We start from the raw sequence: 26,409 nt of genomic DNA on the forward strand, positions 1-26,409 counted from the left end.
ACTCCTCCTTTTTCCAAGGGTAAAGTTTGCCGAAAAACTAACGTCCCAGGTGGTCCAGATTTCTCATTGCAGATCACACAGCCCGCGTTCGCCGCTCGGTGCCACATGCAGGTGATAGGCGCCGCCAGCGTCGTCGGCGAGATACACGGCCGAGCCGCGCCAACCGCTCGTGCGTGTACCGGGCGACAGTGCGGCGGCGGCCACCGCCAGCGCCAGCCACGGGCTCTCGTCCTGTGGCACAAGGACGTCGTCCTTGTGCTCGATCAGAAAGGCGGTAGTCACACCGCCCGCGATGAACGCCGGATGTTCGAGACACCGGATCAACGCCTGGCGGTTCGTGCGAATGCCCAGCACCACCGTGTCGCGCAGCGCCTTGACCAGCGAGCGCCGCGCGTCCTCGCGCGTCTTGCCCGCACCGATCAGCTTCGCGAACATCGAGTCGTAGTACGGCGAGACGACGAAGCCACTGCGCACCGCGTGCTCCACGCGGATATCGTCGGGGGGCGCCCACAGTTCGATCGAACCGCTCTGCGGCAGGAAGCCGTTGCGTTCGTCCTCCGCGCACAGCCGCACTTCGATCGCATGCCCGGCAAGACGCACGTCTTGCTGACCGAAGTCGAGCGCGTCGCCCATCGCGACGCGCAGTTGCCATTCGACGAGATCGATGCCGGCGATGCATTCGGTGACCGGATGCTCGACCTGCAAGCGCGTATTCATCTCCATGAAATAGAACTCGCCGGACGCATCGAGCAGAAACTCGAACGTACCGACCCCCTCGTAGCCGAGCGCGATCGCCGCGGCAACGGCCGCGCTGCCCATGCGCTCGCGGGTTTCAACCGGCAGGCCGGGCGCGGGCGCCTCTTCGATCACCTTCTGGTGTCGGCGCTGCACCGAGCAGTCGCGCTCGCCGAAATGCACGCCATTGCCATAACGATCGACGAGTACCTGAATCTCGATGTGGCGAGGCTCGCGCACCACCCGCTCGACGATCATGCGCTCGCTGCCGAACGCCGCAAGCGCTTCGGAGCGCGCCGATTCCAGCGCGCGCTGGAACCCGCCCGCGTCTTCGACAACACGCATGCCGCGCCCGCCGCCCCCCGCGGTCGCCTTCACAATCACCGGATACCCGATGCGCGCCGCCGCCTCGGCGAGCGCGCCGGCATCCTGCGCTTCGCCGTCGTAGCCCGGAATGCATGGCAACCCGGCTTCGCGCATGAAGACCTTCGCCTCGGCCTTGTCGCCCATCACGCGGATCGCGTGCGCGGATGGGCCGACGAACGTCAGGCCCGCGTCGACGCACGCTTGCGCGAACGCGGCGTTCTCCGACAGGAAGCCGTAGCCCGGGTGAATCGCGTCGGCGCCGGCACGTTGCGCCGCCTGTACGATCGCCGCGATGTTCAGATAGGACGCCGTGGCCGGTGGCGCGCCGATGCATACGGCGCGCGTCGCCATCCGCACGTGTGGCGAGTCGGCGTCCGCATCGGAATAGACCGCGACGGTTTCGATACCCATTGCGTGGGCGCTACGGATGACACGCGCGGCGATTTCACCGCGGTTGGCTATCAACAGCCGTTTGATGCTACTCATGGATTCCGGTCTCTGGGTAAATTGTTAGCCTGGCGACTCGGCGCGTCGATGCCCCTCACGGACGCGCGACGCCGAACTGCATCGGCACGAGTTGCCGGTGCGCGGCCGCCTCGCAGAGTTCCAGCACCCTGGCGACCACGCGGCGCGTATCGCGCGGATCGATGACACCGTCGTCGAGCACATGCGCGCTCGTCGCGAACACGTCCATCTGACGCTCAAAGTTCTCGATTACCTTACGGGAAATCTCCGCGAGCCTTTCTTCGTCCACTTCACCAGTCTTGCGAAGCATCGCCGCGCGGCTCACGCTGACCATCGTCTGGGCAGCCTGCTCCGCGCCCATCACTGCCGTCTTCGCGTTCGGCCAGGAAAAGCTGAAGCGCGGATGAAAGCCCTTACCGCACATCGCGTAGTGCCCGGCGCCGAAGGACGCGCCGCAAAATATCGTGATCTGAGGAACGCTCGCGTTGCTGATTGCCTGGATCAACTTCGAACCGTGCTTGATGCTGCCCGCCTCCTCGAACGCGCGGCCGACCATGAAGCCTGTCGTGTTGTTCAGATAGAGCAACGGGGTCCGCGACTGACAGCACGCCTGAATAAAGTGTGTCGCCTTGGCCGCGCCGGCTGGCTCGATCGGTCCATTGTTGGTAATGATGCCGACCGGCCGCCCTTGCACCGATGCATGGCCGCACACGGTCGCCGAGCCGTAGCGCGCTCCGAATTCGCGGAAATCGGAATCGTCGACGATCCGGGCGATCACTTCGCGCATATCGACCGGGCGGCGATGGTCGTCAGGCATCACGCCGAGCAATTCCTCCGCGCTGTAGCGCGGATCACGGAAATCCAGTTGCCGAGGTAGCGGCGCACGCGCCTGCCAATTTAAGGAACCGACGATTTCACGCGCGAGCCGCAACGCGTCGCGATCGTCTTCGGCCAGGTAGTCGCCGAGGCCCGACACCGACGTATGCATTTCCGCGCCGCCAAGTTCCTCTTCGGTCGCGACCTCACCGGTTGCCGCCTTGAGCAATGCCGGCCCGGCGAGGAACGCGCGCGAACGTCCGCGCACCAGCACGATGTAGTCCGACAGTCCGGTCTGATAAGCGCCGCCGGCGGTAGACGGACCGTGCGTGACCGTCACGACCGGGATGCCGGCCGCCGACAGGCGCGCGAGATTACGAAACTTCTGCCCGCCGTTGACGAAGTTCTCAACGCGATAGGCCAGCAGATTGGCGCCGGCACTCTCCACCAGTTGCACGAAAGGCAGCCGGTTCTCCAGCGCGATCTCCTGAATGCGCAGCAGTTTCTCAAGCCCCTTCGGCTGGAACGCACCCGCGTCGATGCCCGAATCGGTGACGCTTAACATGCAGACAGTGCCCTCGATCGAACCGATTCCGGCGATCAGGCCGCCCCCCGCAATTTCCCGACCGTCCGCGCGCGTGGCGCCCAGACCGTAGCCGGCAATCGAACACAGTTCAAGAAACGGCGCCCCCCTGTCCAGCAGCACGCTCAAGCGCTCGGCGGGCAAGAGCTGCCCACGTTTGCGGAAACGCGGCGCGGCGGCTGCCGACACCTCGCGCGTTGTCGCCTCGATCGACCGAAGCCGTTCCAGCCGGTCGATCATTGCCCGCCGGTGACGGGCAAAAGACTCGCTGGAAGGCACCAGCGTTGACTCAAGCACTGACATGGGATTGCCTATCGTAAATATGATCCATTTAAATTTGCATCTGATGCAAATACGAGATATTCTTCTGTTTGGTCGAATTTTACGTATACAGGCATTATTTCCAAGATAAATCTGCAAATTAGCGGGTTAACACGGGTGCATAGACATAGAAATTAATAATCTATTTTCATTGAGTGCAAATGCAGAGGGTGAAATGAAGGCAACCCCCCCCAATCCCATCGGCGCGATCGAAAAGGCGTGCCGGGTCCTGAAGGCAATGAGCGATGGTCGCAACGTCCGACTTGTGGACATCGCGGATTACTGCGGCCTGGACCGCTCGACCACGATGCGCGTGCTCGACATCCTTATTCGCGAAGGCATGGTGGCGCGCGACGCCGACTCGCGGCACTACCGACTCGGTGCGGAGATCGTCAGGATCGCCAACGGCGTGGAGGAGGAGATCGATTGGCGCGCGGTGGCGCGCCCGAGTCTGCTCAGGTTGAGCGGAGAATTCGGGGACACGTCGCTGATGTCCGTGTTGAGCGGGCTGGAGATGGTATGCGCCGACCTGCAGATCGGCGAGTACCCGGTTCGTGCGAATTTCCAGGCGCTAGGCAGCCGCCGCACGTTAGGCGTGGGATCGAGCGGGCTCGCGGTGCTTGGCGCCATGCGCGACCCCGAGCGCGAGGCTGTACTGGCGCAGATTGCGCCGCGCGTCACGCACTATCCGATGCTGACGGATACGTTTTTGCGCGAGGCGATCGCGCGCGTGCAGGAAAATGGTTATGCCGTGCTGATCGATGCGGTCGTCCATCGAATGGGGGGGATCGCGGCGGCGATCCGTTCCCCTGATGGCGAGGTGATTGCCGCTGTGGCGATCTCCGCGCTGTCGGAGCGAATTTTGGAGCGGGAGACCGAGCTTGCGACGGCAGTGAAAAAGGAGGCGGCAGCTATCGAGGTCGCGCTCGCTCGCGCAAAGACTCGCGTGTGAAGCGCTAAGCAGACGAGACCCCTGCCCCCTGGTCAGGGGATGACTCGCTTAGGCATTGTTCGGGCATCGCTCAGACATGACCTGCGGATTTCGATTCGACTATGCGGATCGCCTCGGACGCGCCCCACCCTGCGATGAGGCATCGGCGCTGGTCTGACGGCTCTCGATGACAGCGCGCGTGCGCTGGGAAATTCGGGCCGCGGCCTCCTTGATCGATTCAACGAGCCGATCGAGATTGGCGAACTGCAGACGCTGCGTCGGCACGATCACCGCGAGCGCGCCGACCGCCTCACCCGAGTCGTCGGTGAATAGTGGCGACGCAAGCGCCGAAATCCCGACTTCAAGTTCGTCTTTCGAGAGATAAAAGCCTGCGCGCCGAATCCTGAGCAGCGACCCGCGAAAGTCCTCGAGCGTCGTGCCGAGCCCGCTCTGCGCGATATCTTCGGGATATTGGTCGAACAGGCTCGCGAGCTTGGCCTTGGGGAAGGTCGACAGGATCGCCTTTGACGCGGCACCGAGAAAAAGGGGACGTGGACGCCCCCGACCGTACCTGAGGTCAAGCGATGCGTCGTGCGTCTCTCGATGGGTGTCGACAAGCTCGTTCCCATACCACCGAGACATCACGACGTCGAAACCTGAATGCTCGCTGAGCTCGCGCATGATCGGCTGGCCGACGGCAAGCAGTGGATCGGACACGCGCAAGTGATAGTCGAGCTTGATGATGCGAGGCCCAAGCCCATAGTCCCCTCCCGCAAACCGCACGAGCAAACCCGCATCCACCAGCTCTCGCACATAGCGGTAAGCCGTCGGAATCGAGCAATCAAGCTCCGCGCCAACGTCTTCGGCAGACAGAAACGGCTTGGCCTCGGAAAACAGATCGAGGATGGATAAGACTCTCGTGATGCTCGACATCTGGACAGTGAACCCTGTGGACGTGCGTGAATTATAGCCAGAGCGAGCGGCCGCCTGGTCGGGCCCATTCGCACGTGCAAAGCGCGCGCGAGGGTCGGACACTCCCCCGCGGCATCACGCGAAGTCCGACCCCGATTCAAGCGACGACGCATTACCCCCTGCTTTTCGTCACCCGATCACACAAGCCCCATGCGTGCCGCCATCTCCGCCTGCCAGACGCTTCGAGGCCGGAAGCCAGGCAGGGTGCGCGCGTGGCGCTCGACATCCGCCATCAGTTCGGCGTCCGGCCGGTCGAAGTCGACCGGCACGCGCATCGGCTGGTCAACGTACCACGGCGTATCGACGAAGAGTTCCAGCCGGTTGCCCTCCGGATCTCGTGCATAGATCGACACCGCATTACCGTGGGTCACGGGGCGGATCTCGTCAAGCCCCTCCGCCACAAACTTTTGGTGGAACTGCCTGAGCGTCGCAAGACTGTCCGCCTCCAGCGAAATCTGGTTGATCGGATTGAACGCCAGATGCGCCGGTCGCCCACTCGCAAGCACGATCTGATGGTGTACCGCCGGATCACGACTCAGAAATACCAACCGCACTTCGCCATTCGGCGTCTGCAACTTGCCACGATCCGTCACCGTAAACGCCAACACCCGCGAATAGAAATTCTCGACCCGCGCCATGTCGTTCACATAGAACCCCATGTGGCTCAACGAGAGACCCTGCCGCTTCTGCTTCATTCCTTCCATGTCTGCCTCCGATAGTGATAAACCCTAACGAAAAACACGTTGTGTCATTCGTTAAATTTAGTTTATTCTCAAAATACGATAAACACACTAATTTTTTACGGCGGTGTGCCCATCAAAACCACCGTTATTTATCATCGGAGCATCAATGAAACTTGCCAGCTTCTCCACCTCCCAGGGTCCTTCGTTCGGCGTGGTTCGCGACGACGTCATCTTCGACCTGGGCAAGCGCCTTGATGGTCGCTTCGCGGACCTCAAGGCGCTGATTGCCGCCGACGCCTTCAGGGAAGCGGCTCAGGCCATCGAGGGCGCGCAGGCCGACTACGCGCTCGCGGACGTGACGCTGCTGCCGGTCATCCCCAATCCTGAGCAGATCTTCTGCGTCGGTCTGAATTACGCCGAGCACGTCAAGGAAACGCATCGCGAAGTGACCGAACAGCCCGTGATTTTCATGCGGCTGCCCGCCTCCCAGGTCGGCCACGCTCAGCCGATGCTGCGCCCGCCCGAGTCCCAGCAGTTCGACTACGAGGGCGAGATCGCGGTCATCATCGGTCGCGGCGGACGTCGCATCGCCGAAGCCGACGCGTGGGAGCACATCGCGGGCTACGCCTGCTACAACGACGGCTCCGTGCGCGACTGGCAGCGTCACACGACGCAATGGGGGCCGGGCAAGAACTTCTATCGCACCGGCGCGTTCGGGCCGTGGATGGTCACGCGCGACGAGATCGCGCCGAACGCGCTGATGACGCTCGTCACCCGCCTGAACGGGCAGGAAGTGCAGCGCGCAACCACGGAGATGCTCATCCACGGCATCGCCCGGCAGATTGCCTATCTCTCGACGTTTACGCCGCTTTTCGCCGGCGACGTGATCGTGACCGGCACGCCGGGCGGCGTGGGTGCAAAACGTAACCCGCCGCTGTTCATGAAACCGGGCGATGTGGTCGAAGTGGAAGTGGATCGCATTGGCGTGCTGCGCAATTCGATTGCCGACGAAGCGTAAGGGTCGTGACCGGGTGCGGCAGCGGCACGCCGCGCCCGGTGTCTGAACAGCGGGAAACGAACATGTCAAATCAAACTATTCCAACGCCTACATGCGACTACGATGTCGCGATCATCGGCCTCGGCCCCACCGGCGCCACATTGGGTAATCTGCTTGCGATCCAGGGGTTGCGGGTGCTGGTGCTGGAGCGCGACAAAGACATCTTTGCGCTGCCCCGCGCGGTGCATTTCGATGGCGAATGCATGCGCGTGTTCCAGACGATCGGGATTGCAGACGCCCTGCTCCCCAACCTGTTCGTCGGCCCGGGAATGAAGTTCGTGAACGCGCAAGGCCAATTGCTGATCGACTGGCCACGTCCGACCCACATTGGACCTCACGGCTGGTGCGCCAGCTACAAATTCCACCAGCCCGATCTGGAGAATGCATTGCGCGAGCGCCTCGCGCAGCAACCCAACGTTGAAGTCCGTCTGCGTCACGAGGTATTTTCGCTCGACGAGACAGCCGACGGCGTGGAAGTCCGCTTCGAGGACACGCGTTGCGGCAAACTGGGACGCACCACGGCGCGATATGTCGTCGGGTGCGACGGCGCGCGCTCCATTGCGCGGCGCTTCATGGGCACCGAGCTCACCGATCTGAAATCGCACGAACGCTGGGTCGTGGTAGACGTGATGCTCAATGCGCCACGGCCTGAACTGGGCGACGTCTCGATTCAGTATTGCGACCCGGCGCGGCCGACCACTTATACGCGCGGCCCCGGCAACCGTCGTCGCTGGGAAATCATGGTGATGCCTGGCGATGATGCGACGCAACTCACGACCCCGGAATGGCTGTGGGACAAGCTCGCTCGCTGGATCTCGCCCGCCGATGCACGGCTTGAGCGCTCAGCCGTCTACACATTTCATTCCGTCGTTGCCAACGGCTGGCGCCGTGGGCGGTTGCTGCTCGCGGGAGACGCCGCGCATCAGACACCGCCCTTCATGGGCCAAGGCATGGCCGCCGGCATTCGTGACGCGTCGAATCTCGCATGGAAACTGGGGGCCGTACTTCGCGGTGAAGCCTGCGACGCGCTTCTCGATACCTATGAATCGGAACGCTCGCCGCACGTACGCGAATTCATCGAGACCGCCGTCCAGCTCGGCGCGGTCATTCAGACCACTCACCCTGACCTTGCGAACGCTCGCGACGACGAGATGGCTGCAGCGATCCGCAATTTCGTCACGCCGCAACCGAAACTTGGGCCGGGGGAGTGGGTGGACGACCCCTCGGGCACTGCGGGACAGATTGCCCCGCAGCCTCGCCTGAACGACGGACGGCGGCTTGACGACGTCGTCGGCTACCGATTCGCACTGGTTGCCTTACCGGAGTTGCTCAGCGAGTGCCCGGATCTGCCGGATCAGGCGGCCCGCGCAGACGTCGAGCTGATCGCAGGCGACGATGCCTCGATCCGCGAGTGGTTCAGGTCAACCGGCGCCGTCGCCCAATTGGTGCGCCCCGACCGCTACGTATTCGGTGTCGCGCCTGACAGGCATGCCCTGGCACAACTGCTTGAAGAGACACTGACTCATCGGCGCACGGCAAACGCCTGATCGGCCGCCATCGCGCACGCATACCCCTCGTTGGACAAAGAAGCCAACCCTTTCTGGAGACGTCATGGAGACAACCCGCAACCCTGTCGGCGAACTTGGCCGCTCACCCTCCGCCGGCCTGACACGCTCGCAATGGAAGATGATTCTCATCGCGAGCCTGGGCGGCTCACTGGAGTTCTACGACTTTATTGTGTACGGCTTTTTTGCGCAGTACATCGCCGCGCAGTTCTTTCCGAACGCGTCGGCGCTGTTGAGCATGCTCGCCGCCTACTCCGTGCTGGCCATCGGCTATGTGATTCGACCGCTCGGCGGCATCGTGCTGAGTAGCTGGGGCGATCGTTATGGCCGCCGGCCGGTCTTTCTCGGCTCCATCGTTGTCGTGACCACCGCGACGATTTGCCTTGGCCTGCTGCCGAACTACGCGCACTGGGGGATCACCGCATCGATCTTGCTGATCGTCCTGCGCATGCTTCAGGGATTCTGTGTCGGCGGGGAAATGCCCGGCGCCATTACGTATGCAGTGGAAGCCGCGCCGCATCGCGCCGGCCTGGCCGCCGGCGTCATCATCTGCGCGGTGAACGTGGGCGTATTGCTTGCGACCGTCGTCAACCTCGTCATCCAGAGCTCCCTGTCGAGCGCGGATGCCGCGGCGTATGGCTGGCGCGCCGCATTTTTGTTCGGCGGCCTGTGCGGCATCGTGTCGTACTGGATGCGACGCAACCTCGACGAGTCTCCGGAGTTCAAGAAGATGCACGGGGCCGTGATCAAGCAACCGTTTCGCGAAACGCTTCGGCACCACGGTCAATCGGTTGCCGCTGCCGCGCTCACGATCGCGGTCATGGCCGGGGTCAATGGCATCCTGTACGGACACATGCCGGCTTACCTCGTGCAACAACTTCACTATGCGCCACGTACGGCAGCGATCGCGCAGAACGCCTATCTGATCGTCAGCTCGTTTGGCCTGCTCGCCGCGGGCTGGCTTGGCGACAAGGTGCCGCGCCGGTATCTTCTGCGCGCGTCGGCCGCGCTGCTGGTGGTATTGAGTTATCCGTTCTATTACGCGCTGGTCGGCCACACCGTGAATCTGGTGACCCTGTTCATCCTCGCGGGGGTGGTCTTCTCGCTCGCCAGCGGTACGTGGGCATCCGTGCTTGCCGATCAGTTCCCGGTTCAGGTGAGGTTCAGCGGCATCGCACTCTCGTATAACGCCTCCGTCCTCGTCTTCAGCGGTTTCGCGCCGTTGCTGGCGACCATGCTGATCCGCGAGACCGGCTCACTGGCCGCGCCGGCGTACTTCGTGATCGGGGCCTGCGCGATCGCGCTGCTCGCGAGCTTTGCCCTGCCCGCCAGCCGATCGACATCGCCGAGCGCATTGCCGACGGACCGACTCAACGGCGAACCATCGCGCTGAACCTGCACCGCCGCGCCGCCACGAGTACGGCGAAAGCCACTGATTGTGCCTTTCGCCGCCTGCACTCGCTCAGTCCGCGTGAGCGCGATCGAACGCCCACACTTCGGGAAAGCCCATCAACTCGCACATTTGCGAGAACGGATACAGGGCGTTGTCGATGCTCATCGTGCCCTTGCCGGCCTTGATCTGCGCGTACGCGTGCTCAAGGGCGCGCGCGGCGGCCAGGAAGCCCGTCGCCGGATAGATCGCGATGGAAAACCCAAGCGACTGCAATTGCGCCGGCGACAACTGCGGTGTGCGTCCGCCCTCGACGATATTGCACAGCAACGGCACATCGAAGGATTTGCCGATCGTCTCCAGCTCCTCCACGCTCTCGGGCGACTCGATGAACAGGACATCCGCGCCCGCCTTCACATAGGCCTCGCCTCGGCGCAATGCCTCGTCCAATCCGAGCGATGTGCGGGCATCGGTACGCGCCACGATCTGGAAGTTCGCGTCGTCGCGCGTCTGCGCCGCGACCTGGATCTTCTTGACCATATCGCCGGCCGGAATCACCCGGCGACCCGGCGTGTGGCCGCACTTCTTCGGAAATTCCTGGTCTTCAAGCTGAATCCCTGCCGCCCCCGCCCGCTCGTAGCCACGCACTGTGTGCATGACGTTGAGCAATCCACCGTAACCGGTGTCGCCATCGCAGATCAACGGCGTGCGGCTGTTACCGCAGAACGCCGTCACACGATTGAGCATGTCGGTATAGGTCGCCAGGCCGGCATCGGGCACGCCCAGATACGAGGCCACCGTACCGAAACCGGTCATGTAGAGGCAGTCGAACTGCATCGCGTCAGCCATGGCGACCGAGATCATGTCGTAAATCCCCGGCGCGACCACAATGTCTTGCCGAGCCAGTTTCGCTTTGAGTTGACTGCGTTTTTCTTGGGCGTTCATCACAATTCCAATAAGTCGGTGAAGCAAGATTTCCGACGCGCTGGACTATCGACCCGCGCGTCGTTTCGAATCCGGACGCCGTATGGCGCCGGACGTCAGCGTTGCGATTTCCCGGAGAATTCCGACTCGCCGAGCGCGGCCGTACCGAGCCCGCCCGCGTTCGGTGCGATGTCCTCCAGCGAGCGGCGATTGGTCTCGATGCCGAACAGCGCGAGCACGATCGACATGGCCGCCAGCACGCACGCAATCGTCGTGAGGACGTGCTGGATACCGCCGGAGGCATAGAGTGTGACGACCATCTGCGGTGCGAGAATCCCCGCGATGCGGCCGGCACAGCCCGCGACACCGTTGCCGCGCATGCGGTTCTCTGTCGCGAAAAGTTCGGGACAATAGGTCGCGATACCCAGCGCCACCATCAGATAGGTCAGCGTGAACAGCAGGAAGCCGAGTACGGTCGCCATTTCCACGCTAGTCGAGTGGCCGTAGGCCCACCCCACCACCGCCGCAAGTGCCGAGACCGCGATCATGCCGTTCTTGCGACCGATCCGGTCGGCCACGAGCACGCCCACCAGCGCACCTGCCGGACCGCCGAGCGACATCAACGTGGTGTAGCCGAGCGACGACGCCATGCCGATGCCCTGCTTCATCAGGAACGTCGGCACCCAGACGATGAAACCGTAGATCACCACGTTGATACCGATCTGCACGCAGATCGCCACCACCGTGCGACGAATCTGCGAAGGTGTAAACAGGTCCAGCAGCGTGGTGGGCCGCGTGACGACCGGCGGCATCTGGCGCACCGGGGGCAATACGCCGCCGCGCGCCGACTCGGCTTCGGCCGCACGCAGAATCGCGTCGGCCTCTTCGAAACGTCCCTTCGATTCCAGCCAGCGCGGCGATTCGGGCATCTTGGTGCGCACGAACCACATGACCAAGGCGCCCACGCCCACGATCGCGAACATCGCGCGCCAGCCAATCGAGGGAATGATCAGATAACCGAGGAACGTCGAGAAGAACAACGCGGAATTCGTGATCAGCGACAGGTAGGCCGACCACTTGCCGCGCACCGCGGGCGGCACGAACTCACCGAGCGAGCCGTAGCCAACCACGATCTCAGCGCCAAGCCCAAGCCCCATGAAGAAGCGACACACGATCAGCCACGTCATGTTGGGCGCGAATGCACCGGCGAGCGACGCCAGACCAAAGATCGCCAGGTTGAACTGATAGGTGAACTTGCGTCCCTTGCGGTCACCCAGCACACCCGCCGTCAACGCACCGAGCAGCATGCCAACAAAGGTCGCCGACAGAAACGTGGCGTTGAGCTGCATTGTCGACCATCCGCTCTTGGCCAGGGCCCCCAGCACGCCGCCGGCCAGGTAGATGTCGAAGGAATCGAGGAACATACCGCCCCCGATCAGCCACAGGATCCGGCGATGGAACCCAGAAATGGGCAGCCGGTCCAGCCGGGGCCCCGCGTTTATCGAACTCAACATGCGCTGTCTCCTCCGTCGTTATCGACGTGATGTTTTCGGGTACTGCTGATGGAACCGGCTAATCCCCTGCCAACGCGGGCGCGACGGTGTTGCCCGCCGGCGTGCGTGACGCACGGCCCAGCACCACGCTCTGCGCCGCAGCGATATGGCAGCGCACGATCGCCTCGGCCCAGACGCCGTTGCGCTGTGCAAACGCGTCGACGATTTCGAGGTGCTGTCGTGCGCTGCGCTCGCGGTCTTCGGGGTTGTAGGTGTCGAACGTCCACTTGACGAGTGGCGTCTCTTTCATCGACTTGAGAGAGCGGTCGAGGCGGCCGTTGCCAGCGCCGCCGCTGATGATCGCGTGGAAGGCATCGTTAAGCGCAAACCAGCGTTCGGTCAGCGCCGCCGTCGGCGGCTCGCGCGCAATATCGAACATCGTCACGGCCAGTTCGCGCAGCCGTGCGACATCGTCGTCGGTCGCCCGTTGCGCCGCGCGACCCGCCAGATACGGCTCGATCAGCAACCGAGCCTCGAAAATCTCGCGCGCGTCCTGCTCGGTCCACGCCCGCACGCGTACGCCATAGTTGGGCACCGCTTCGACCCAGCCCTCCGCATCAAGCCGGCGCAAGGCCTCGCGCACCGGCGTGCGGCTCACGCCGAAGCGTTCCGCCAGTTGGGTCTCACGCAGATACTGCCCCGCGGCGTACTCGTGTTCGGCCAGCGAGGTCTTGATGGCCAGGTAGACATCGGCAGAGGACAGGGTGAGCGGCGAAGACGACATTGTATGCAATGTTTAAATATTTACGAGATTTCCTACTTACTTCAGGCGAATTTTGTAAACATTGTATGCAATGTTGCGAATCGCTGGATCGGTAATTCCCCCTAGACAGGCCCTCGCGGCGACAGCGACGGCTTTGCTGCGCCCTTTTCAGGTTCCCGCGCCACCGTGGACGCGGAGGCACGCGATGGCGACGCCATTCAGGCCTTTGGGCGACGCAAATCGAACATCGGCCCGATCTCCGCATAGTCGCCGAGATAGCCCGCGCGCATCACCGGATGCGCCTTCGCCGTATCGAAGATGCCGTCTTCGCGCAGATACTCGCGGCGGATGTGCACGCCGACGACCTGCCCCAGAGCGAGCCAGTTGTCCATCGGCTTGCCGTCGAGATTGTGCAGGCGCACGATCTGCAGCAACTTGCATTCGAGCGAGGCGGGCGACTCGGCCACATGCGGTACGTCGACATTGACGCCGGCGGCCTTCGTCAGCCCTGCCAGTTCGAACTCGTCGACGTCGTGCGGCACGGGGGCCGACGTCCGGTTCATCTGCGCGACGAGCGACTTGCTCGTGAAATTCCAGACGAACTCGCGCGTGGCTTCGATGTTGGCAATCGAGTCCTTGTAGCCCTCGCTGCAGAAACCGACGATCGGCGGAAACGTCGCGAAAGCGCCGAAGAAGCTGTAGGGCGCGAGGTTGACCCGGCCGTGCGCATCGTTGCTGGAGATCCAGCCGATTACGCGCGGCGCGACAATCGCCTTGAACGGATCGTGAGACAGACCGTGACCCTTGGCCGGGTCATAGAAGTGAACGTCGTTGGACATGAGGCAGTGAAGATCCACGTGAATGAATGCCCCACACGATATCGCATTGCCACAGGCCGCAGGTCAACGACCAACCAAAGATTCGCCAGACGAAACAAGAATTCCGACAGTCAAAACACGCCACGCTTCAGGCAACCGCCCCACCTACGCCCCGAATGCCGCATGAATAAAGGCTTGCGGCGCCGCCCGGGTGGTCTCCGGCGAGATTCACCGATTTATGCGACGATTGCCCGTGTTGCGTCGCGCAAGGCGACGCGTTTTTCATTGCGCGCGCCGCCACGGCGCCGACAGACCATGCCCACCACGCTCAAGATCGATTTTGTCTCCGATGTCGCCTGTCCCTGGTGCGCCATCGGCCTCGCCTCATTGAAGACGGCCCTCGGCCGCCTGGGCGACGATGTCGAAGCCGACCTTCATTTCAGCCCCTTCGAACTCAATCCCGACATGCCGGTCGACGGCGTTCCGCTCGCCGATTACATGTCGCGCAAGTACGGCCTGTCGCCGGAACAGTTGGCACAGAATCAGGCCAACATCAGCGCGCGGGCGGCGGCCGAAGGGTTCCCGATGCGCATGGACCTGCGCACGCACGCCTACAACACGTTCGACGCGCATCGTCTGCTGCACTGGGCGCAGACTGTCGGCAACGACACGCAGCTCGCCCTGAAGGAAGCGCTGTTGCGCGCCTACTTCGTCGAGGGCAAGCGCACGAGCGACCCTGAAGTGCTCGTCGACGCCGCGCGGCAGGCCGGCCTCGACACGGCGCGTGCGCGCGAGATCCTCGCCTCCGACGAGTATGCGGAGCAGGTGCGCGCGCTTGAGCGCCACTACCAGAATCTCGGCATCCAGTCGGTGCCGGCGATCATCTTCAACAACCGGCATCTCGTGAGCGGCGGACAACCGCCGGAAGTGTTCGAACAGGCCATTCGTCAGATTCTGGCCGAGGGCTGATCCGTCATGTCGTCCCTGCCCCCGATCGCCGATACCGCGGCGGCCAGCGCCCCAGCGGCGGCGCACACGCACGAGCCGCCGGCCACCGGGCGCGGTCTCGCCATGACGGCGATTCTGCTCGCCGTCTCGCTCGCCAGCCTCGACACCGCGATCGCCAACACGGCCCTGCCGCAGATGGCACTCGATCTGAAAACAACGCCGTCGGCATCGGTCTGGATCGTGAACGCGTACCAATTGGCGATGGTGGCGACCCTGCTTCCGTTCGCTTCGCTCGGCGAGCGCGTCGGGCACAAACGCGTCTTCATGTCGGGCGTGGCGGTGTTTCTCGTGGCGTCGCTGCTGTGCGCCCTGTCGCCGACGCTCGGCTTTCTCGCAGGCGCTCGCGTCTTGCAGGGCGTGGGGGCTGCTGCGGTCATGAGCGTGAACATCGCGCTTATCCGGTTCCTGTATCCGGCGCATCAACTTGGGCGCGGGGTGGGCCTGAACGCGTTGATCGTCGGTATTTCGTTCGCCATCGGGCCAACGTTGGCGTCGCTCGTCCTCGCGTTCGGGAGCTGGCCGTGGCTGTTCCTGATCAACGTGCCGACGGCGTTGCTGGCGCTGGCGTTCTCACGCCGCAACCTGCCCGACACACCGCGCAGCGCGCACAAGCCGGACATGATCGCCGCGTTGCTCAATGTGGCGACGTTTGCGCTGCTGATCTTCGCGCTGAGTCAGAGTGCACAACGGGCCGATTGGCGTCTGACGGTGACGTGCTTCGTGGGCGCGCTCGTGTTTGGCTGGGCCCTGATTCGCCGAGAGCGTGGCCATCGCGCGCCGATGCTGCCAGTCGACTTGCTGCGTCTGCCCGCCTTCGCGCTCTCGACGCTCACGGCCATCTGTGCGTTTGCGACGCAGGGACTGGGACTCGTTTCGTTGCCGTTCTATTTCGAGAACGTGCTGCATCGCAGTCCTATCGAGACAGGCTTTCTGATGACGCCCTGGCCGTTTTTCGTGGCCGCGATTGCACCCTTGGCGGGACGTCTGTCCGACCGCTATCCGCCCGGCGCGCTGGGCGCGATTGGCCTGGCGATGCTGAGCGCGGGTATGGGGTTGCTGGCGATCATGCCCGAGCACGCGCAACTGTGGGATATCGGCTGGCGGATGGCGTTGTGCGGCCTGGGGTTTGGTTTCTTCCAGTCGCCGAATCTGAAGGCGTTCATGCACAGCGCACCGCCGGAGCGCAGTGGCGGGGCAAGCGGCATGGTGGGAACGTCGCGACTGCTGGGGCAAGCGACGGGCGCTGCACTCGTGGCCCTGGCGTTGGGCATCGCAGGCGCCCAAGGTTCGTTGTGGGCGTTGGCGTGGGGGGCGGCGTTCTCGGCCGCAGGGTGTCTTGCGAGCGGGTTGCGATTGGTGCGACGTCAAGCTTGAAAACGCAGAGGGGAAACACGACAGGGAACCGACGTGTTCCCCCAAGGCGATTCAGGAGGACGATTCGGTGACCCGCCGTTTGACCTTGATGTCGGCCACCGGGATCACCGCGGCCACCGCATCCCCGAGCAAGCGACGCAACTCGGCGGGTTGGCCGACCAGATCGGCCAACGTGTAGCGGTCGAGCACCGCAAAATAGGTGCGCAGCGCCTCGCCCAGCACGCCGCGCAGGTTGCACGCCGACGTGATGACACAGGCGTTATCGCCTTGGTGGAAGCACTCGACCATCGCGAAGTCGGGCTCCATCGCCCGCACTACTTCGCCAAGCCCGATGCGCTCCGGGGCGCGTCCCAGACGAATCCCGCCCGAGCGCCCGCGCACCGTGTGCAAGTAGCCCAATTGGCCGAGCTTCTGCACGATCTTCACGAGGTGGTTCTTGGGGATTTCGAACGCATCGGCCACGGCCTGCACGTGCACCAACTCGTCGGGGTGAACCGCGACGTAGATCAGGGTGCGCAAACTGTAATCGGTGTGGTCGGTGAGTCGCATTCGACGGGGGAAGCGCTGCAGGAACGGGTCAGGCGGCACCCAGTGCCGCCTGCGACTATCGCGAACCAGTTTAACATGGCTTTCATAGGCATCTTATGCTGCGCCGAAGCCCTGCGCCGCCGGTATGCCTCGACTCGCCAAGGGTTCGCCCTACCAGCGCACGGTCATCCCGCCCATCCAGGAATAGTCATAGGTCTGCGGATTGAGGCCGCGTCGATAGCCGACGTCCAGATCCAGCCACGACTTCGGGCTATAGATCGCCCCGAGAATCATGAACGCCGGATGGGTCCGCTGCGTAAAGTCGGGGTTCTGCGAGGCGCCCACATCCAGAATGAGTTGCGTTGTCGGCAACACGCGATACAGCACCGCCCCCGAGACCTTCCACAATGACTGGCGATCCCCTTGACGGTTCGGCTGATAAGCGGCCCCCGCGTTGAACAGAAACGTCCATTTGTCGATCTCGTATTGCGTGAGCAACGTCGCGCCGGCGTTCACCCGGCCGCTGCCGAGCCCGCGCTGGTCGTTGCCCGTCGGGAAACTCAGGTACGGCTTGAGGCCGATGCTGAACGCCCCGTCGTCGTACATCCGCCACTTGGCGCCCGTCTCCACATCGCCGACACCGTTGCCCGCTGCGTCCGAGCGGTTTTGAAGGTGCGTATAGGGAACGTCGACATACAGATCGAGCGCCTCTCCCACCCCTCGGGTGAGCGTGCTGTTCCAGAGCGTCTGGCGGCCGATTTCCGGCTGCTTCGACGTCACTTCGCCATTCGTCTCGAACTGCCAGTTGCCGTCGCCCTGTGTGCCGGTATCGTCGGACACCAGCGGATGGGCGGCGAAGGCGCTGAGCGGGCAGAGCAGCGCCAGAGACATCAGTTGCTTCTTCATGAGTCGTTCTCTTGCTTACGTGTGCCGCCCCGGTGCGGCGAGCGGCGGGGCGGGCGTGTGTGAGTGTTGGCGCCCGCCCGGCCGGGCGGGAGCGTTGTATCAAATCAATGGGGAAATGATTCGGCCGTCTCGGTCGACGCGGCCGATACCCAATCAGAACCAGCGGCCAAAGCGGCGGATGTAGATCGTCTTCACCACTTGGGCGAGGGCGATGTAGCCGAGCATGGTCGCGGCGAGCCAGTAGAAATACGTCCCCGGCAGGGCCACGAAGCCCAGCGCTTCGGCAAACGGCGAGTAAGGCAGCCAGCAGGCCAGCGCGATCGCCACCGTCGTCGACAGCATGATCGGCAGCGCCGGCGTGCTTTGCAGGAACGGGATCTTCTGCGTGCGCAGCAAGTGAACGACCAGCGTCTGCGACACCAACCCTTCGACGAACCAGCCCGAGTTCATGATGACCTGCCCCGCATCGCCGCCATGCGCGTGATACAGCGCACCCGCACCGAACACCGTCCACATCAGCGCATAGGTCGTGATATCGAATACCGACGAGGTCGGTCCGAGCCACAGCATGAAGCGCCGGATGTTGCCCGCGTCCCACTTGCGCGGCTTCTTGAGGAATTCCGGATCCATGCGATCCCATGGCAGGAACATCTGCGAAATGTCGTACACAAGGTTCTGCACGAGCAGTTGCATCGCGAGCATCGGCTGCCACGGCAGGAATGCGCTCGCCACCAGCACCGAGAACACGTTGCCGAAGTTCGAGCTGGCCGTCATGTTCAGGTACTTGAGGATGTTGCCGAAGGTCTCGCGGCCCTTGATGACGCCCTCCTCCAGCACCATCAGGCTCTTTTCGAGCAGGATGATGTCGGCGGTTTCCTTGGCGATATCCGCACCGGTATCCACCGAGATGCCGACGTCGGCATCGCGCAGCGCCGGGGCGTCGTTGATGCCGTCGCCCAGGAAGCCCACCGTGTGGCCGTTGGCCTGCAAGGCCTTGACCACGCGCGCCTTGTGCAGCGGCGCGAGCTTGGCGAAGACAGTCGTGCGACCGACCGCCTCGCGCAGCGTGGCGTCGTCCATCGGCTCGATGTCCGTGCCGAGCAGCGGCGTGCCCGGCTCGAGTCCCACCTGACGGCACACGTTGATCGTAACGATCGGGTTGTCGCCGGTGAGCACCTTCACCGTCACGCCATGCTCGCGCAAGGCGGCAATGGCCGGGGCGGCCGAGTCCTTGGGCGGATCGAGGAAGGTCAGGAAGCCGCAGACCGTCAGCCCCGCTTCGTCGGACGTCTTGTACTGCGTCTTCGTCTCGCCTGCCGGGATGTCGCGCGTCGCCACGACGAGCACGCGAAACCCGTCGGCGTTGTACGCCTCGGCGCGCGCCAGCAGGATGGCTCGGGACGTACCGTCGAGCGCGCGCACGCCCTGCGGGGTCTGCACATGCGTGGAGACCGACAGCATTTCCTCGACGGCACCCTTGGTAATCATCAGGTGCTCGCCGTGCGCGTCGGCCACCACCACCGACAGACGCCGGCGCACAAAGTCGAACGGCAATTCGTCGATCTTGGCGAAGTCGCGCGGTTGCACCGCTTCGCCGATCTCGTTGGCACGGCGGATGATCGCGACGTCGATCAGGTTGCGCTGGCCACTCTGGTGATAGCTGTTGAGCCAGCCCAGACGCAATACGTCTTCGCGCTCGTCGCCCGCCACATCGAGATGCTGTTCGAGAATGATGCGGTCCTGAGTGAGCGTGCCGGTCTTGTCGGTACACAGCACGTCCATGGCACCGAAGTTCTGCACCGAGTTCAGGCGCTTGACGACCACCTTGCGGCGCGACATCGCCATCGCGCCGCGCGCCAGGTTGGCGCTCACGATCATCGGCAGCATTTCCGGCGTCAGACCCACGGCCACGGCCAGCGCGAACGTGAGCGCACTCACCCAGTCACCCTTCGTCAGACCATTGATCATGAAGACGACCGGCACCATCACCAGCATGAAACGAATGAGCAGCCAGCTCACACTGTTCACGCCGCGATCGAAGCTCGTCTCGACCCGCTTGTGACTCACCACGTTCGTTGCCAGCGCACCGAAATACGTGTCGCCCGCCGTGGCGACGACCACGCCGGTGGCCGTGCCGCTGACCACGTTAGTGCCCATGAAGCAGATATTGGACAGATCGAGCAGGTTCGCATTGCCCTGCCCGGCCGTCGTCTCGGCGGACTTTTGCGCGACGGCACCCAGCGTGTCGTACTTCTCGACGGGCAGTGCTTCGCCCGTGAGGACCGCCTGACTGATGAACAGGTCGCGCGATTCGATCAAGCGCAGGTCGGCCGGGATCATATCGCCCGCCTGGAGCGTCACGATGTCGCCCACCACCAGCTCGCGCATGGCGACCTCGTGACGCTCCGGCTCGCCCGTCGCCGTCACACGGCGGCGAACGCTGGCCGTGGTGCGCACCATCGCCTTGAGCTTTTCGGCCGCGCGCAGCGACCGGAACTCGGAGAAAAAGCGCAACAGGCCGCTGATCGTCACCATCGTGAGCAGGATGGAGATGCCCATGTAGTCTTCATCACCTGGATCGGCGAAGTAGACGTCGGTGAAATAGCTGACGGTGGCGAGCGCCAGCAGCACGATCACGAAGGGGTTCTTGAAGGCGCCGAACAATTGCACCGCCCAGTGCGGCGGCTTGTCGTGCGCGATTTCGTTAGGGCCGTAGCGGGTCTGGCGCTGACCGACGTCGGCGAGCGTGAGACCTTTCAGGTCGCTGTCGAGGGTGTGCAGGACGTCCTGCAGCGGCTCATTGGCGAGCCGGGCAACGACGTCGGGGCCGACGAGCGGCAGGTCTGAGGATGTCGAGCGTTCGACGAAGCCGCGCTGCTTGCGGCGCGAGTGAAGGTGCTTGTTCATGACGAATTCCTGGCGCGGCTTACGCGGGTATGGCGGCCGGCCGGTCTTGTCAGGCGCTACTGGAGGTCATGTCTCCGAAAAAAACGCGCGAACGTACCCAGCCGCGCCGCGCGGCGCGCGGTCGGTGATGGTGAAAAGATTTGGGGATCGCCCGTCGGAACCCTACGTGCCATGCACAGGGTCCCGACGGGCCTCATTCGGCTACTTCCATCTTCCATATTGGACTCCTTACATTTTTATATTCGGCACACCGGCAGTCACTGGCGCCCTGTCTGGCAAGAAACACTGTTGCGACAGTGACGACGAAATCAGCCGTGTGTGGACCTGGCGCCAGCGCTCGCGTGTCGGGCCGCATCGTCGGACCAGAACACGCGGCGCACGCTGCGCTCGCCGGACAGGCGCATGACGAGCGATGTGAGCGACGCGCGCGAAGCGGCCGGACAGTCGAGCGTGACGGTGGCCGAGGCTTCGTCGCGATCGCTCCAGCGTGTGATGCTGACACGCGTGGCACGCAGGCCGAGGGCGGTGAGATCGATGAACATCTGCTTGCGCAATGCCCCAAGGGCATCGGCCAGACAGACGATGGTCAGACGCGACACCGGGGTGGGGAGCGTCGGTGGGCTCTGGAAAGCCTGAAAAGTTTGCAACGTTTGAATAGCGCGCATGATTTCCTCGCATGGCTGCGAATCGTCCCTACCGCGCACGGCACGGACGGCCGGCCGGTGCGGGCGCGCCGTTGCAATGCCAAACGCATGCGCAAGACGACAACGCCCCTCACGGGCACGACAGTGAAATTTCTGCGGGAATTGCGCCGGAGCGGTCACGCTCAAGGCGAGCGTTCGGTGGCGCTAGACACCGCATCCTGCATGAGGACGCGGCACAGGGAATGGCTGTGGATCCTCAGGCAATCAGTCGATCAAAGGTCGACTACTACTGGCATCGGAATTCACGGACAAACCCCTTAAGTGGAAGACAGGGCGGATGGTAACTGCTGCCAAATTGCAACGTCAAGCACAAATTGCTGCGCCGCACACCAGATGGGAATTTGCCCATGCCGCGCGGTGTTTTCTTCGAGGTGAAGCGCGCAACGGGCCCGCCACAGGTCAGGCGTTTCGGCCGACGTATGACTAACGCCCCGCCTCGCGGGCAGGATGTGCGCGTTCATTGTGAAGCTCGTCGCGGCACTGCGCGACACGGGCTTACTCGTTCTCTTCGAAGTAGTGCCCGAACTTGACCTGCTTGGTGCGGATATAGCGTTCGTTCTCTTCGCGCATCGGGATGTCGAGCGCTACGCGCTCACACACCGGAATGCCGTGCTTCGCGAGGGTGTCGAACTTCTTCGGGTTGTTGCTCATGAGGCGCACCGAACGCACGCCCAGAATGCGCAGAATCGCGGCTGCCGAGTCGTATTCACGGGCGTCGTCGGGCAAGCCCAGATCGAGATTCGCCTCGACGGTATCGCGGCCCTGCTCTTGCAGCAAATACGCGCGAATCTTGTTGCTCAGGCCAATACCGCGCCCTTCGTGGCCCCGCAGGTACAGCATCACGCCGCGCCCTTCCTCGGCAATCTTGCGCATCCCCGCATCGAGTTGCTCTCCGCAATCGCAGCGATAGGAACCGAAGACGTCCCCCGTCAGGCATTCGGAGTGCAGACGCACGAGCGTGGGCGCATCGCCGCCGACATCGCCCATGACCAGCGCGAGGTGCTCGTTGTCGCTGCCCTTGACGCGAAACGCGTGAGAGGTGAAGGTGCCGTATCGGGTCGGCAGGGTCGCCGTTGCGACAAGCTCGACGCATTCGCCAGCGTCGCACGCGGGCGTGGCAGAGGCAATACCAGGGGACTTCATGTTGACGTTCAAACAGGCCGAAATTGGGGAGTCGCCCGCCACCGGATGGCGGGGCGTGCGCTAGAAGTGTAACGCCATTTCCGAATTTCGGCCGGCAGCGGCATGCAACACACCGTTTCACGGCGCCTGATCATCGGCTGACACCCGGCCAGCGTCCAGTCAACGTCGATCTAATGTATTACGCGCTGCGGCACGTCGCGCACTGGGTAGGCTACGGCGCAATGTCGCGCCGCGCCGCGCCGGCAAGGACGCCAACGAGACCATCGTGCCCCCGTTGCGCCAGCCGTCACGATGTTACGATGCCCGGGCGCACCGTCATGCCTGCGACACCGGCCAATGCTTCCGCGCCTTCCGTTGCGTCACCGAAAGCACCGCTCCCTCTGCCCATGATCGATATCACCGTGCTTCCCTACTTTCTGGTCACCGTCGCCGTACTCGTTGCGATTCCGGGACCGAATACGATCTACATCGCGACCGCGAGCGCCAGCCAGGGATTTCGCTTCGGGTTGGCGTCGTGCTTCGGCGTGATGCTGGCCACGCTTGTCCACGTTGCCCTCGCGGCTGGCGGACTGACCGCCCTGCTGCTGGCCTCGCCACTGCTGTTCGGCGTGATCAAATGGCTCGGCGCGGCCTATCTCATTTTTCTGGGCATCAAAGCGATGCGTAGCCGCCCCGCAACGGTGGGTGCAGTGCCGCCGCCCGCACGCTTGCTCGGCACGTCGATCAAGAAGGGCTTTCTCGTCAACCTGCTCAACCCGAAGACAGGCCTGTTCATCGCCGCCTTCCTGCCGCAATTCGTGAACGCCGCTTCTGGCCACGTCCCCCTGCAAATCGTCACGCTCGGTCTGCTGCTTGTCCTGATCGGCGGATTGAGCGACTTCACGTACGCGGCACTCGCCCGCACGATCGGCAAGGCGCTCACCCACCGGCGCGCAACGCCGGGGGTCGGGAAATACGTGACCGGTCTGCTGTACATCAGCCTTGGCGTCGCGGCGCTGGCCACGTCGAACGGCACGACGCGGTAACGCCACTTCGCACGCGCGGCGTGGCCTCGCCCCTGCCGGACGCCCCACCTGGCGTCGTTCCCGCCCCCCGCAGACACCTTTCATTTTTGTAATCTCCCGGTAACGATCGGGTCAGCCCCTGAACCGCAAAATGCCTTCAACGCTGAGACGCCAACGTCACGGCGGGACCGGCCGGCGCGAAGCGTTCGCGTTGGCACTCACAACCAAACCGTTGAGGCAAAACATCATGAAATCGATCGTAAAGTCCGTCATCGTCGCTTGCGCGCTCGCCATCCCCGCCCTGTCGTTTGCTCAGGCATCGCAGACAACACGTGCAAGCGTTCAGCATGAGCTCGTTCAGATGGAGAAGGCTGGCTATGTTCCCTCCGCAAGCAACGCTCACTATCCGGACAACATTCAGGCTGCAGAAGCCAAGCTGCAATCGCAACCCCAAACCGCGAGCACGTCGAGCCTTGGCGCTGCACCGCAAGTCCTGAGCCAGCAAAGCACGAGCGACACGGCGGCGATGTACGTTGGCTCGTGATCGTGTCGCGAGTTGATGCGCACGGCGAACGGTCACCGGCGGCAATGGAATTTGCACCGTGGCTCGTCCGCCGTGCCGCGAGGCTCGTCAACAGGTCAGCCCCCGCGAAACCGCTCGCTCGTGACAACACGCCGACACAATGCCCGGAGCGGACTATCGCCGAAATGGCGTTCAAGACGCGCTCCGCGTTCGGCTATCATGGGCAAGCGTAGCGTCGGCCAATGCGGCGCGACGCGCCTATTCCGAGGCGACAAAGCATGCGCGTTCTGTTGATTGAAGATGAACCGAAGACCGGCGCCTACCTGAAAAAGGGATTCGAGGAATCCGGCATCTCGTTGGATTTGGCAACCGACGGCGCGCAGGGGCTGCTGCTCGCCCAGGAAGAGGAGTATGACGTCATCATTCTGGACGTCATGCTTCCCGTCATGGACGGATGGGCCGTGGTCAAACGCCTTCGCGCGACCAAGGGAACGCCCGTGTTGTTTCTCACGGCGCTGGACGACGTCCACGATCGGGTTCGCGGCCTCGAGGCCGGGGGCGACGACTATCTCGTCAAACCTTTCGCCTTCGTTGAGCTGCTGGCCAGAGTCCGTACGCTTGCCAGGCGGGGGCCTCCGCGAGACTCGGAAACGCTGCGCGTCGGGGATCTCGAAATTGACCTGCTGCGCCGGCGTGTCAAACGGGCCGGCCATCGGATCGAACTCACGCCCCGGGAGTTTGCCTTGTTGCAACTGCTGGCAGGACGGCAAGGGGAAGTGCTCACGCGCACGCAAATCGCCTCGTATGTCTGGGACATGAACTTCGACAGCGACACCAACGTCGTCGAAGTTGCCATCCGCCGGTTACGATCGAAAATCGACGATGACCAAGCGCTGAAGCTGATACATACCGTGCGTGGCGTAGGGTATGTGCTCGAGGTGCGAGACGAATCATGATTCGCCGTTCCCTTGCCGCAACGCTGGCCCTGTCGTTCGGCGTCACGCTACTTGCCGTTTTTGTCCTCGTGGGGTGCTATCTATATGTGGCGCTGGACCGTCAGGTCATGACGGAGCTCGACTCGGATGTCGTGCTGGCCAGTCGTCACGTAAGACGTCTGGCGTCCGAACTCGACACCAAGGACGACGTGAAGTCGCACACGCCCCGCTTGATGAGTGCCGTGCTGGGCGATCGCGCGTTGTCCCTCGTGCTGTTCGACCCGAAAGGCGATCGACTCCTCTCCTATGGCCCGAATCAGGTCGTTGACGACCTGGATTCCGCAACGGGTAAAAGCCTCCGGCTCGACCCCGCCACCATACCGTTGCAGCAGGCGCGCGTGTCGGACAACGCCAAGATCGCCTCGTCGGATGTCGTCGCGTGGACAACGGATCAGAAAATCCCGGTCAGGAGCGTTGCTTTTGACGTTCGGCTGCGCGACGGGACCCGTTTGAACGGGATCGTGGTTCGCGATGTCAGGGCCCCGCTCCGGTTGCTGGACAAATACCGGGATCAGCTCACCATGGCGGGCATCGTCGGCAGCCTGGTCACGATGCTTGCCACCTATCTGTTGATTCAATTTGCCCTTCGGCCGCTACGTCAAATGACCGCTGACGCCACCGACATTACTGCGACCCGTCTCGATACCCGCCTGCAGGTCGTGCAATCGCCAACGGAACTCGGCGCGTTGGCAATGTCGCTCAATCGAATGCTGGCGCGCCTGGAGGAAGGGTTTCAGCGACTGTTCCAGTTCACTGCGGACCTCGCCCATGACATGCGAACGCCCATCGGCAATATCAAAGGGGCGACAGAGGTCGCCCTTCGTCGACCGCGCAGCGTCGACGAATATGAAAATTTGCTGGCGTCGAATCTCGAGGAGTGCGACCGCCTGTCTCGGATGATCGAGAATGTGCTGTTTCTCGCACGAGCGGAGCACCCCCAATTCATTACCCATATGCAAGTGTTCAATGTTGCCGACGAACTCGGGAACATAGCCGGCTATTTTGAAGGGTTGGCAGACGAAGCCGGGTCGGCGATTCACGTATCAGGCCGCGCCGATACGATGCTGAAAGCCGATTTGGAATTGTTCCGCAGAGCCGTGGGGAATCTGCTCGCCAATGCGATCCGGCATACCCATGTCGGCACGATTGAAATTTCCGCCGAGCTCAAGGCAGGCCGAGTCGACGTATCCGTGTCCAACCCCGGCGTCGCGATCGACGATGAAGATATCGAGCGCATTTTCGACCGCTTCTACCGGGGGGACAAATCACGACGGCAGTCGTCGGGCGTCGGCACCAGCGGCGCTTCGGCCGGGTTGGGGCTCGCCATTGTGCAAACGATCATGGGGCTTCACGACGGGCGCGTCGCCGTCACGAGCCGCGACGGCAGAACGACATTCTGCCTGTCGTGGCCCCAACGTTGACAGTTTTTTTCCGG

The 26,409-nt window shown here is 63.3% G+C and carries 23 protein-coding genes; 10 read left to right on the forward strand and 13 right to left on the reverse strand.

The window, feature by feature from the left end; translation table 11 throughout:
* Positions 1-63 precede the first annotated feature (63 nt).
* Positions 64-1,587 carry an acetyl-CoA carboxylase biotin carboxylase subunit gene (locus PCE31107_RS21925; RefSeq protein WP_150610648.1) on the reverse strand — a complete coding sequence of 508 codons (1,524 nt, stop codon included), beginning with the start codon at positions 1,585-1,587 and terminating at the stop codon, positions 64-66.
* Positions 1,588-1,642: 55 nt separating this feature from the next.
* A complete protein-coding gene (locus PCE31107_RS21930; RefSeq protein WP_130027774.1) occupies positions 1,643-3,268 on the reverse strand; it encodes an acyl-CoA carboxylase subunit beta in 1,626 nt (541 codons plus the stop codon).
* Between the two features lie 193 nt (positions 3,269-3,461).
* Here PCE31107_RS21930 and PCE31107_RS21935 point away from each other — a divergent pair, with 193 nt between their 5' ends.
* Complete coding sequence (locus PCE31107_RS21935; protein ID WP_150610649.1) at positions 3,462-4,238, forward strand: IclR family transcriptional regulator; 777 nt, start codon at positions 3,462-3,464, stop codon at positions 4,236-4,238.
* 99 nt (positions 4,239-4,337) lie between these two features.
* Here the strand turns inward: PCE31107_RS21935 and PCE31107_RS21940 are convergent, their stop codons facing one another.
* Positions 4,338-5,150: an IclR family transcriptional regulator gene (locus tag PCE31107_RS21940; protein WP_130025450.1), complete on the reverse strand. Its 813-nt coding sequence runs from the start codon at positions 5,148-5,150 to the stop codon at positions 4,338-4,340.
* 176 nt (positions 5,151-5,326) lie between these two features.
* Positions 5,327-5,893 (reverse strand): VOC family protein, encoded by a 567-nt coding sequence (locus PCE31107_RS21945; protein WP_150610650.1) that lies wholly within the window; start codon positions 5,891-5,893, stop codon positions 5,327-5,329.
* A 145-nt stretch (positions 5,894-6,038) separates the two neighbouring features.
* Between PCE31107_RS21945 and PCE31107_RS21950 the strand changes: the two genes are divergently transcribed.
* The 3 genes from PCE31107_RS21950 (at position 6,039) to PCE31107_RS21960 (ending at position 9,887) form a co-directional block, all read left to right on the forward strand.
* Positions 6,039-6,890, forward strand: coding sequence for a fumarylacetoacetate hydrolase family protein (locus PCE31107_RS21950; RefSeq protein ID WP_130025448.1), 852 nt, complete (start codon positions 6,039-6,041; stop codon positions 6,888-6,890).
* A gap of 62 nt (positions 6,891-6,952) precedes the next feature.
* Positions 6,953-8,476 carry a bifunctional 3-(3-hydroxy-phenyl)propionate/3-hydroxycinnamic acid hydroxylase MhpA gene (mhpA, locus tag PCE31107_RS21955; RefSeq protein ID WP_150610651.1) on the forward strand — a complete coding sequence of 508 codons (1,524 nt, stop codon included), beginning with the start codon at positions 6,953-6,955 and terminating at the stop codon, positions 8,474-8,476.
* A 64-nt stretch (positions 8,477-8,540) separates the two neighbouring features.
* On the forward strand, positions 8,541-9,887 hold the full coding sequence (locus tag PCE31107_RS21960; protein WP_150610652.1) for an MFS transporter: 1,347 nt from the start codon (positions 8,541-8,543) through the stop codon (positions 9,885-9,887).
* Positions 9,888-9,956: 69 nt separating this feature from the next.
* Here PCE31107_RS21960 and PCE31107_RS21965 read toward each other — a convergent pair whose 3' ends face one another.
* The 4 genes from PCE31107_RS21965 to PCE31107_RS21980 form a co-directional block, all read right to left on the reverse strand.
* Entirely contained in the window at positions 9,957-10,829 is an 873-nt protein-coding gene (locus tag PCE31107_RS21965; protein ID WP_174966755.1) for an isocitrate lyase/PEP mutase family protein, read from the reverse strand.
* Between the two features lie 95 nt (positions 10,830-10,924).
* Positions 10,925-12,322 carry an MFS transporter gene (locus PCE31107_RS21970; protein ID WP_150610653.1) on the reverse strand — a complete coding sequence of 466 codons (1,398 nt, stop codon included), beginning with the start codon at positions 12,320-12,322 and terminating at the stop codon, positions 10,925-10,927.
* A 58-nt stretch (positions 12,323-12,380) separates the two neighbouring features.
* Positions 12,381-13,085, reverse strand: coding sequence for a GntR family transcriptional regulator (locus PCE31107_RS21975; RefSeq protein WP_130025446.1), 705 nt, complete (start codon positions 13,083-13,085; stop codon positions 12,381-12,383).
* A gap of 197 nt (positions 13,086-13,282) precedes the next feature.
* Complete coding sequence (locus PCE31107_RS21980) at positions 13,283-13,903, reverse strand: flavin reductase family protein (protein WP_150610654.1); 621 nt, start codon at positions 13,901-13,903, stop codon at positions 13,283-13,285.
* 294 nt (positions 13,904-14,197) lie between these two features.
* Between PCE31107_RS21980 and PCE31107_RS21985 the strand changes: the two genes are divergently transcribed.
* Positions 14,198-14,851 (forward strand): DsbA family oxidoreductase, encoded by a 654-nt coding sequence (locus tag PCE31107_RS21985; protein ID WP_174966756.1) that lies wholly within the window; start codon positions 14,198-14,200, stop codon positions 14,849-14,851.
* 6 nt (positions 14,852-14,857) lie between these two features.
* Complete coding sequence (locus PCE31107_RS21990; protein WP_150610656.1) at positions 14,858-16,264, forward strand: MFS transporter; 1,407 nt, start codon at positions 14,858-14,860, stop codon at positions 16,262-16,264.
* Positions 16,265-16,315: 51 nt separating this feature from the next.
* Here PCE31107_RS21990 and PCE31107_RS21995 read toward each other — a convergent pair whose 3' ends face one another.
* The 5 genes from PCE31107_RS21995 to ribA form a co-directional block, all read right to left on the reverse strand.
* Complete coding sequence (locus tag PCE31107_RS21995; RefSeq protein ID WP_150610657.1) at positions 16,316-16,813, reverse strand: Rrf2 family transcriptional regulator; 498 nt, start codon at positions 16,811-16,813, stop codon at positions 16,316-16,318.
* Between the two features lie 150 nt (positions 16,814-16,963).
* Positions 16,964-17,698 carry a transporter gene (locus PCE31107_RS22000; RefSeq protein WP_150551291.1) on the reverse strand — a complete coding sequence of 245 codons (735 nt, stop codon included), beginning with the start codon at positions 17,696-17,698 and terminating at the stop codon, positions 16,964-16,966.
* Positions 17,699-17,851: 153 nt separating this feature from the next.
* Positions 17,852-20,605, reverse strand: a complete 2,754-nt coding sequence (mgtA, locus tag PCE31107_RS22005) for a magnesium-translocating P-type ATPase (protein WP_150610658.1) — start codon at positions 20,603-20,605, stop codon at positions 17,852-17,854.
* A gap of 308 nt (positions 20,606-20,913) precedes the next feature.
* Positions 20,914-21,270: a hypothetical protein gene (locus PCE31107_RS22010; protein WP_150610659.1), complete on the reverse strand. Its 357-nt coding sequence runs from the start codon at positions 21,268-21,270 to the stop codon at positions 20,914-20,916.
* Between the two features lie 534 nt (positions 21,271-21,804).
* Positions 21,805-22,452, reverse strand: a complete 648-nt coding sequence (gene ribA / locus PCE31107_RS22015; RefSeq protein WP_150610660.1) for a GTP cyclohydrolase II — start codon at positions 22,450-22,452, stop codon at positions 21,805-21,807.
* A 386-nt stretch (positions 22,453-22,838) separates the two neighbouring features.
* Between ribA and PCE31107_RS22020 the strand changes: the two genes are divergently transcribed.
* From PCE31107_RS22020 to PCE31107_RS22035, 4 genes are all read left to right on the forward strand, one after another.
* Complete coding sequence (locus PCE31107_RS22020) at positions 22,839-23,477, forward strand: LysE family translocator (protein WP_150610661.1); 639 nt, start codon at positions 22,839-22,841, stop codon at positions 23,475-23,477.
* Between the two features lie 226 nt (positions 23,478-23,703).
* Positions 23,704-24,000 (forward strand): DUF4148 domain-containing protein, encoded by a 297-nt coding sequence (locus tag PCE31107_RS22025; protein WP_150610662.1) that lies wholly within the window; start codon positions 23,704-23,706, stop codon positions 23,998-24,000.
* 257 nt (positions 24,001-24,257) lie between these two features.
* Entirely contained in the window at positions 24,258-24,935 is a 678-nt protein-coding gene (locus tag PCE31107_RS22030; protein ID WP_130025430.1) for a heavy metal response regulator transcription factor, read from the forward strand.
* A complete protein-coding gene (locus tag PCE31107_RS22035) occupies positions 24,932-26,395 on the forward strand; it encodes a heavy metal sensor histidine kinase (RefSeq protein ID WP_150610663.1) in 1,464 nt (487 codons plus the stop codon). The genes PCE31107_RS22030 and PCE31107_RS22035 overlap by 4 nt, the downstream gene beginning before the upstream one ends.
* Positions 26,396-26,409 lie beyond the last annotated feature (14 nt).

The sequence above is a fragment of the Pandoraea cepalis genome (genome assembly GCF_902459625.1).
GTDB lineage: Bacteria > Pseudomonadota > Gammaproteobacteria > Burkholderiales > Burkholderiaceae > Pandoraea > Pandoraea cepalis.

What these genes read in the sequence shown, in the direction of transcription:
- PCE31107_RS21925 (WP_150610648.1), bottom strand. Translation starts at nt 1,587, where the DNA reads ATGAGTAGCATCAAACGGCTGTTGATAGCCAACCGCGGTGAAATCGCC.
- PCE31107_RS21930 (WP_130027774.1), bottom strand. Translation starts at nt 3,268, where the DNA reads ATGTCAGTGCTTGAGTCAACGCTGGTGCCTTCCAGCGAGTCTTTTGCC.
- PCE31107_RS21935 (WP_150610649.1), top strand. Translation starts at nt 3,462, where the DNA reads ATGAAGGCAACCCCCCCCAATCCCATCGGCGCGATCGAAAAGGCGTGC.
- PCE31107_RS21940 (WP_130025450.1), bottom strand. Translation starts at nt 5,150, where the DNA reads ATGTCGAGCATCACGAGAGTCTTATCCATCCTCGATCTGTTTTCCGAG.
- PCE31107_RS21945 (WP_150610650.1), bottom strand. Translation starts at nt 5,893, where the DNA reads ATGGAAGGAATGAAGCAGAAGCGGCAGGGTCTCTCGTTGAGCCACATG.
- PCE31107_RS21950 (WP_130025448.1), top strand. Translation starts at nt 6,039, where the DNA reads ATGAAACTTGCCAGCTTCTCCACCTCCCAGGGTCCTTCGTTCGGCGTG.
- mhpA (WP_150610651.1), top strand. Translation starts at nt 6,953, where the DNA reads ATGTCAAATCAAACTATTCCAACGCCTACATGCGACTACGATGTCGCG.
- PCE31107_RS21960 (WP_150610652.1), top strand. Translation starts at nt 8,541, where the DNA reads ATGGAGACAACCCGCAACCCTGTCGGCGAACTTGGCCGCTCACCCTCC.
- PCE31107_RS21965 (WP_174966755.1), bottom strand. Translation starts at nt 10,829, where the DNA reads ATGAACGCCCAAGAAAAACGCAGTCAACTCAAAGCGAAACTGGCTCGG.
- PCE31107_RS21970 (WP_150610653.1), bottom strand. Translation starts at nt 12,322, where the DNA reads ATGTTGAGTTCGATAAACGCGGGGCCCCGGCTGGACCGGCTGCCCATT.
- PCE31107_RS21975 (WP_130025446.1), bottom strand. Translation starts at nt 13,085, where the DNA reads ATGTCGTCTTCGCCGCTCACCCTGTCCTCTGCCGATGTCTACCTGGCC.
- PCE31107_RS21980 (WP_150610654.1), bottom strand. Translation starts at nt 13,903, where the DNA reads ATGTCCAACGACGTTCACTTCTATGACCCGGCCAAGGGTCACGGTCTG.
- PCE31107_RS21985 (WP_174966756.1), top strand. Translation starts at nt 14,198, where the DNA reads ATGCCCACCACGCTCAAGATCGATTTTGTCTCCGATGTCGCCTGTCCC.
- PCE31107_RS21990 (WP_150610656.1), top strand. Translation starts at nt 14,858, where the DNA reads ATGTCGTCCCTGCCCCCGATCGCCGATACCGCGGCGGCCAGCGCCCCA.
- PCE31107_RS21995 (WP_150610657.1), bottom strand. Translation starts at nt 16,813, where the DNA reads ATGCGACTCACCGACCACACCGATTACAGTTTGCGCACCCTGATCTAC.
- PCE31107_RS22000 (WP_150551291.1), bottom strand. Translation starts at nt 17,698, where the DNA reads ATGAAGAAGCAACTGATGTCTCTGGCGCTGCTCTGCCCGCTCAGCGCC.
- mgtA (WP_150610658.1), bottom strand. Translation starts at nt 20,605, where the DNA reads ATGAACAAGCACCTTCACTCGCGCCGCAAGCAGCGCGGCTTCGTCGAA.
- PCE31107_RS22010 (WP_150610659.1), bottom strand. Translation starts at nt 21,270, where the DNA reads ATGCGCGCTATTCAAACGTTGCAAACTTTTCAGGCTTTCCAGAGCCCA.
- ribA (WP_150610660.1), bottom strand. Translation starts at nt 22,452, where the DNA reads ATGAAGTCCCCTGGTATTGCCTCTGCCACGCCCGCGTGCGACGCTGGC.
- PCE31107_RS22020 (WP_150610661.1), top strand. Translation starts at nt 22,839, where the DNA reads ATGATCGATATCACCGTGCTTCCCTACTTTCTGGTCACCGTCGCCGTA.
- PCE31107_RS22025 (WP_150610662.1), top strand. Translation starts at nt 23,704, where the DNA reads ATGAAATCGATCGTAAAGTCCGTCATCGTCGCTTGCGCGCTCGCCATC.
- PCE31107_RS22030 (WP_130025430.1), top strand. Translation starts at nt 24,258, where the DNA reads ATGCGCGTTCTGTTGATTGAAGATGAACCGAAGACCGGCGCCTACCTG.
- PCE31107_RS22035 (WP_150610663.1), top strand. Translation starts at nt 24,932, where the DNA reads ATGATTCGCCGTTCCCTTGCCGCAACGCTGGCCCTGTCGTTCGGCGTC.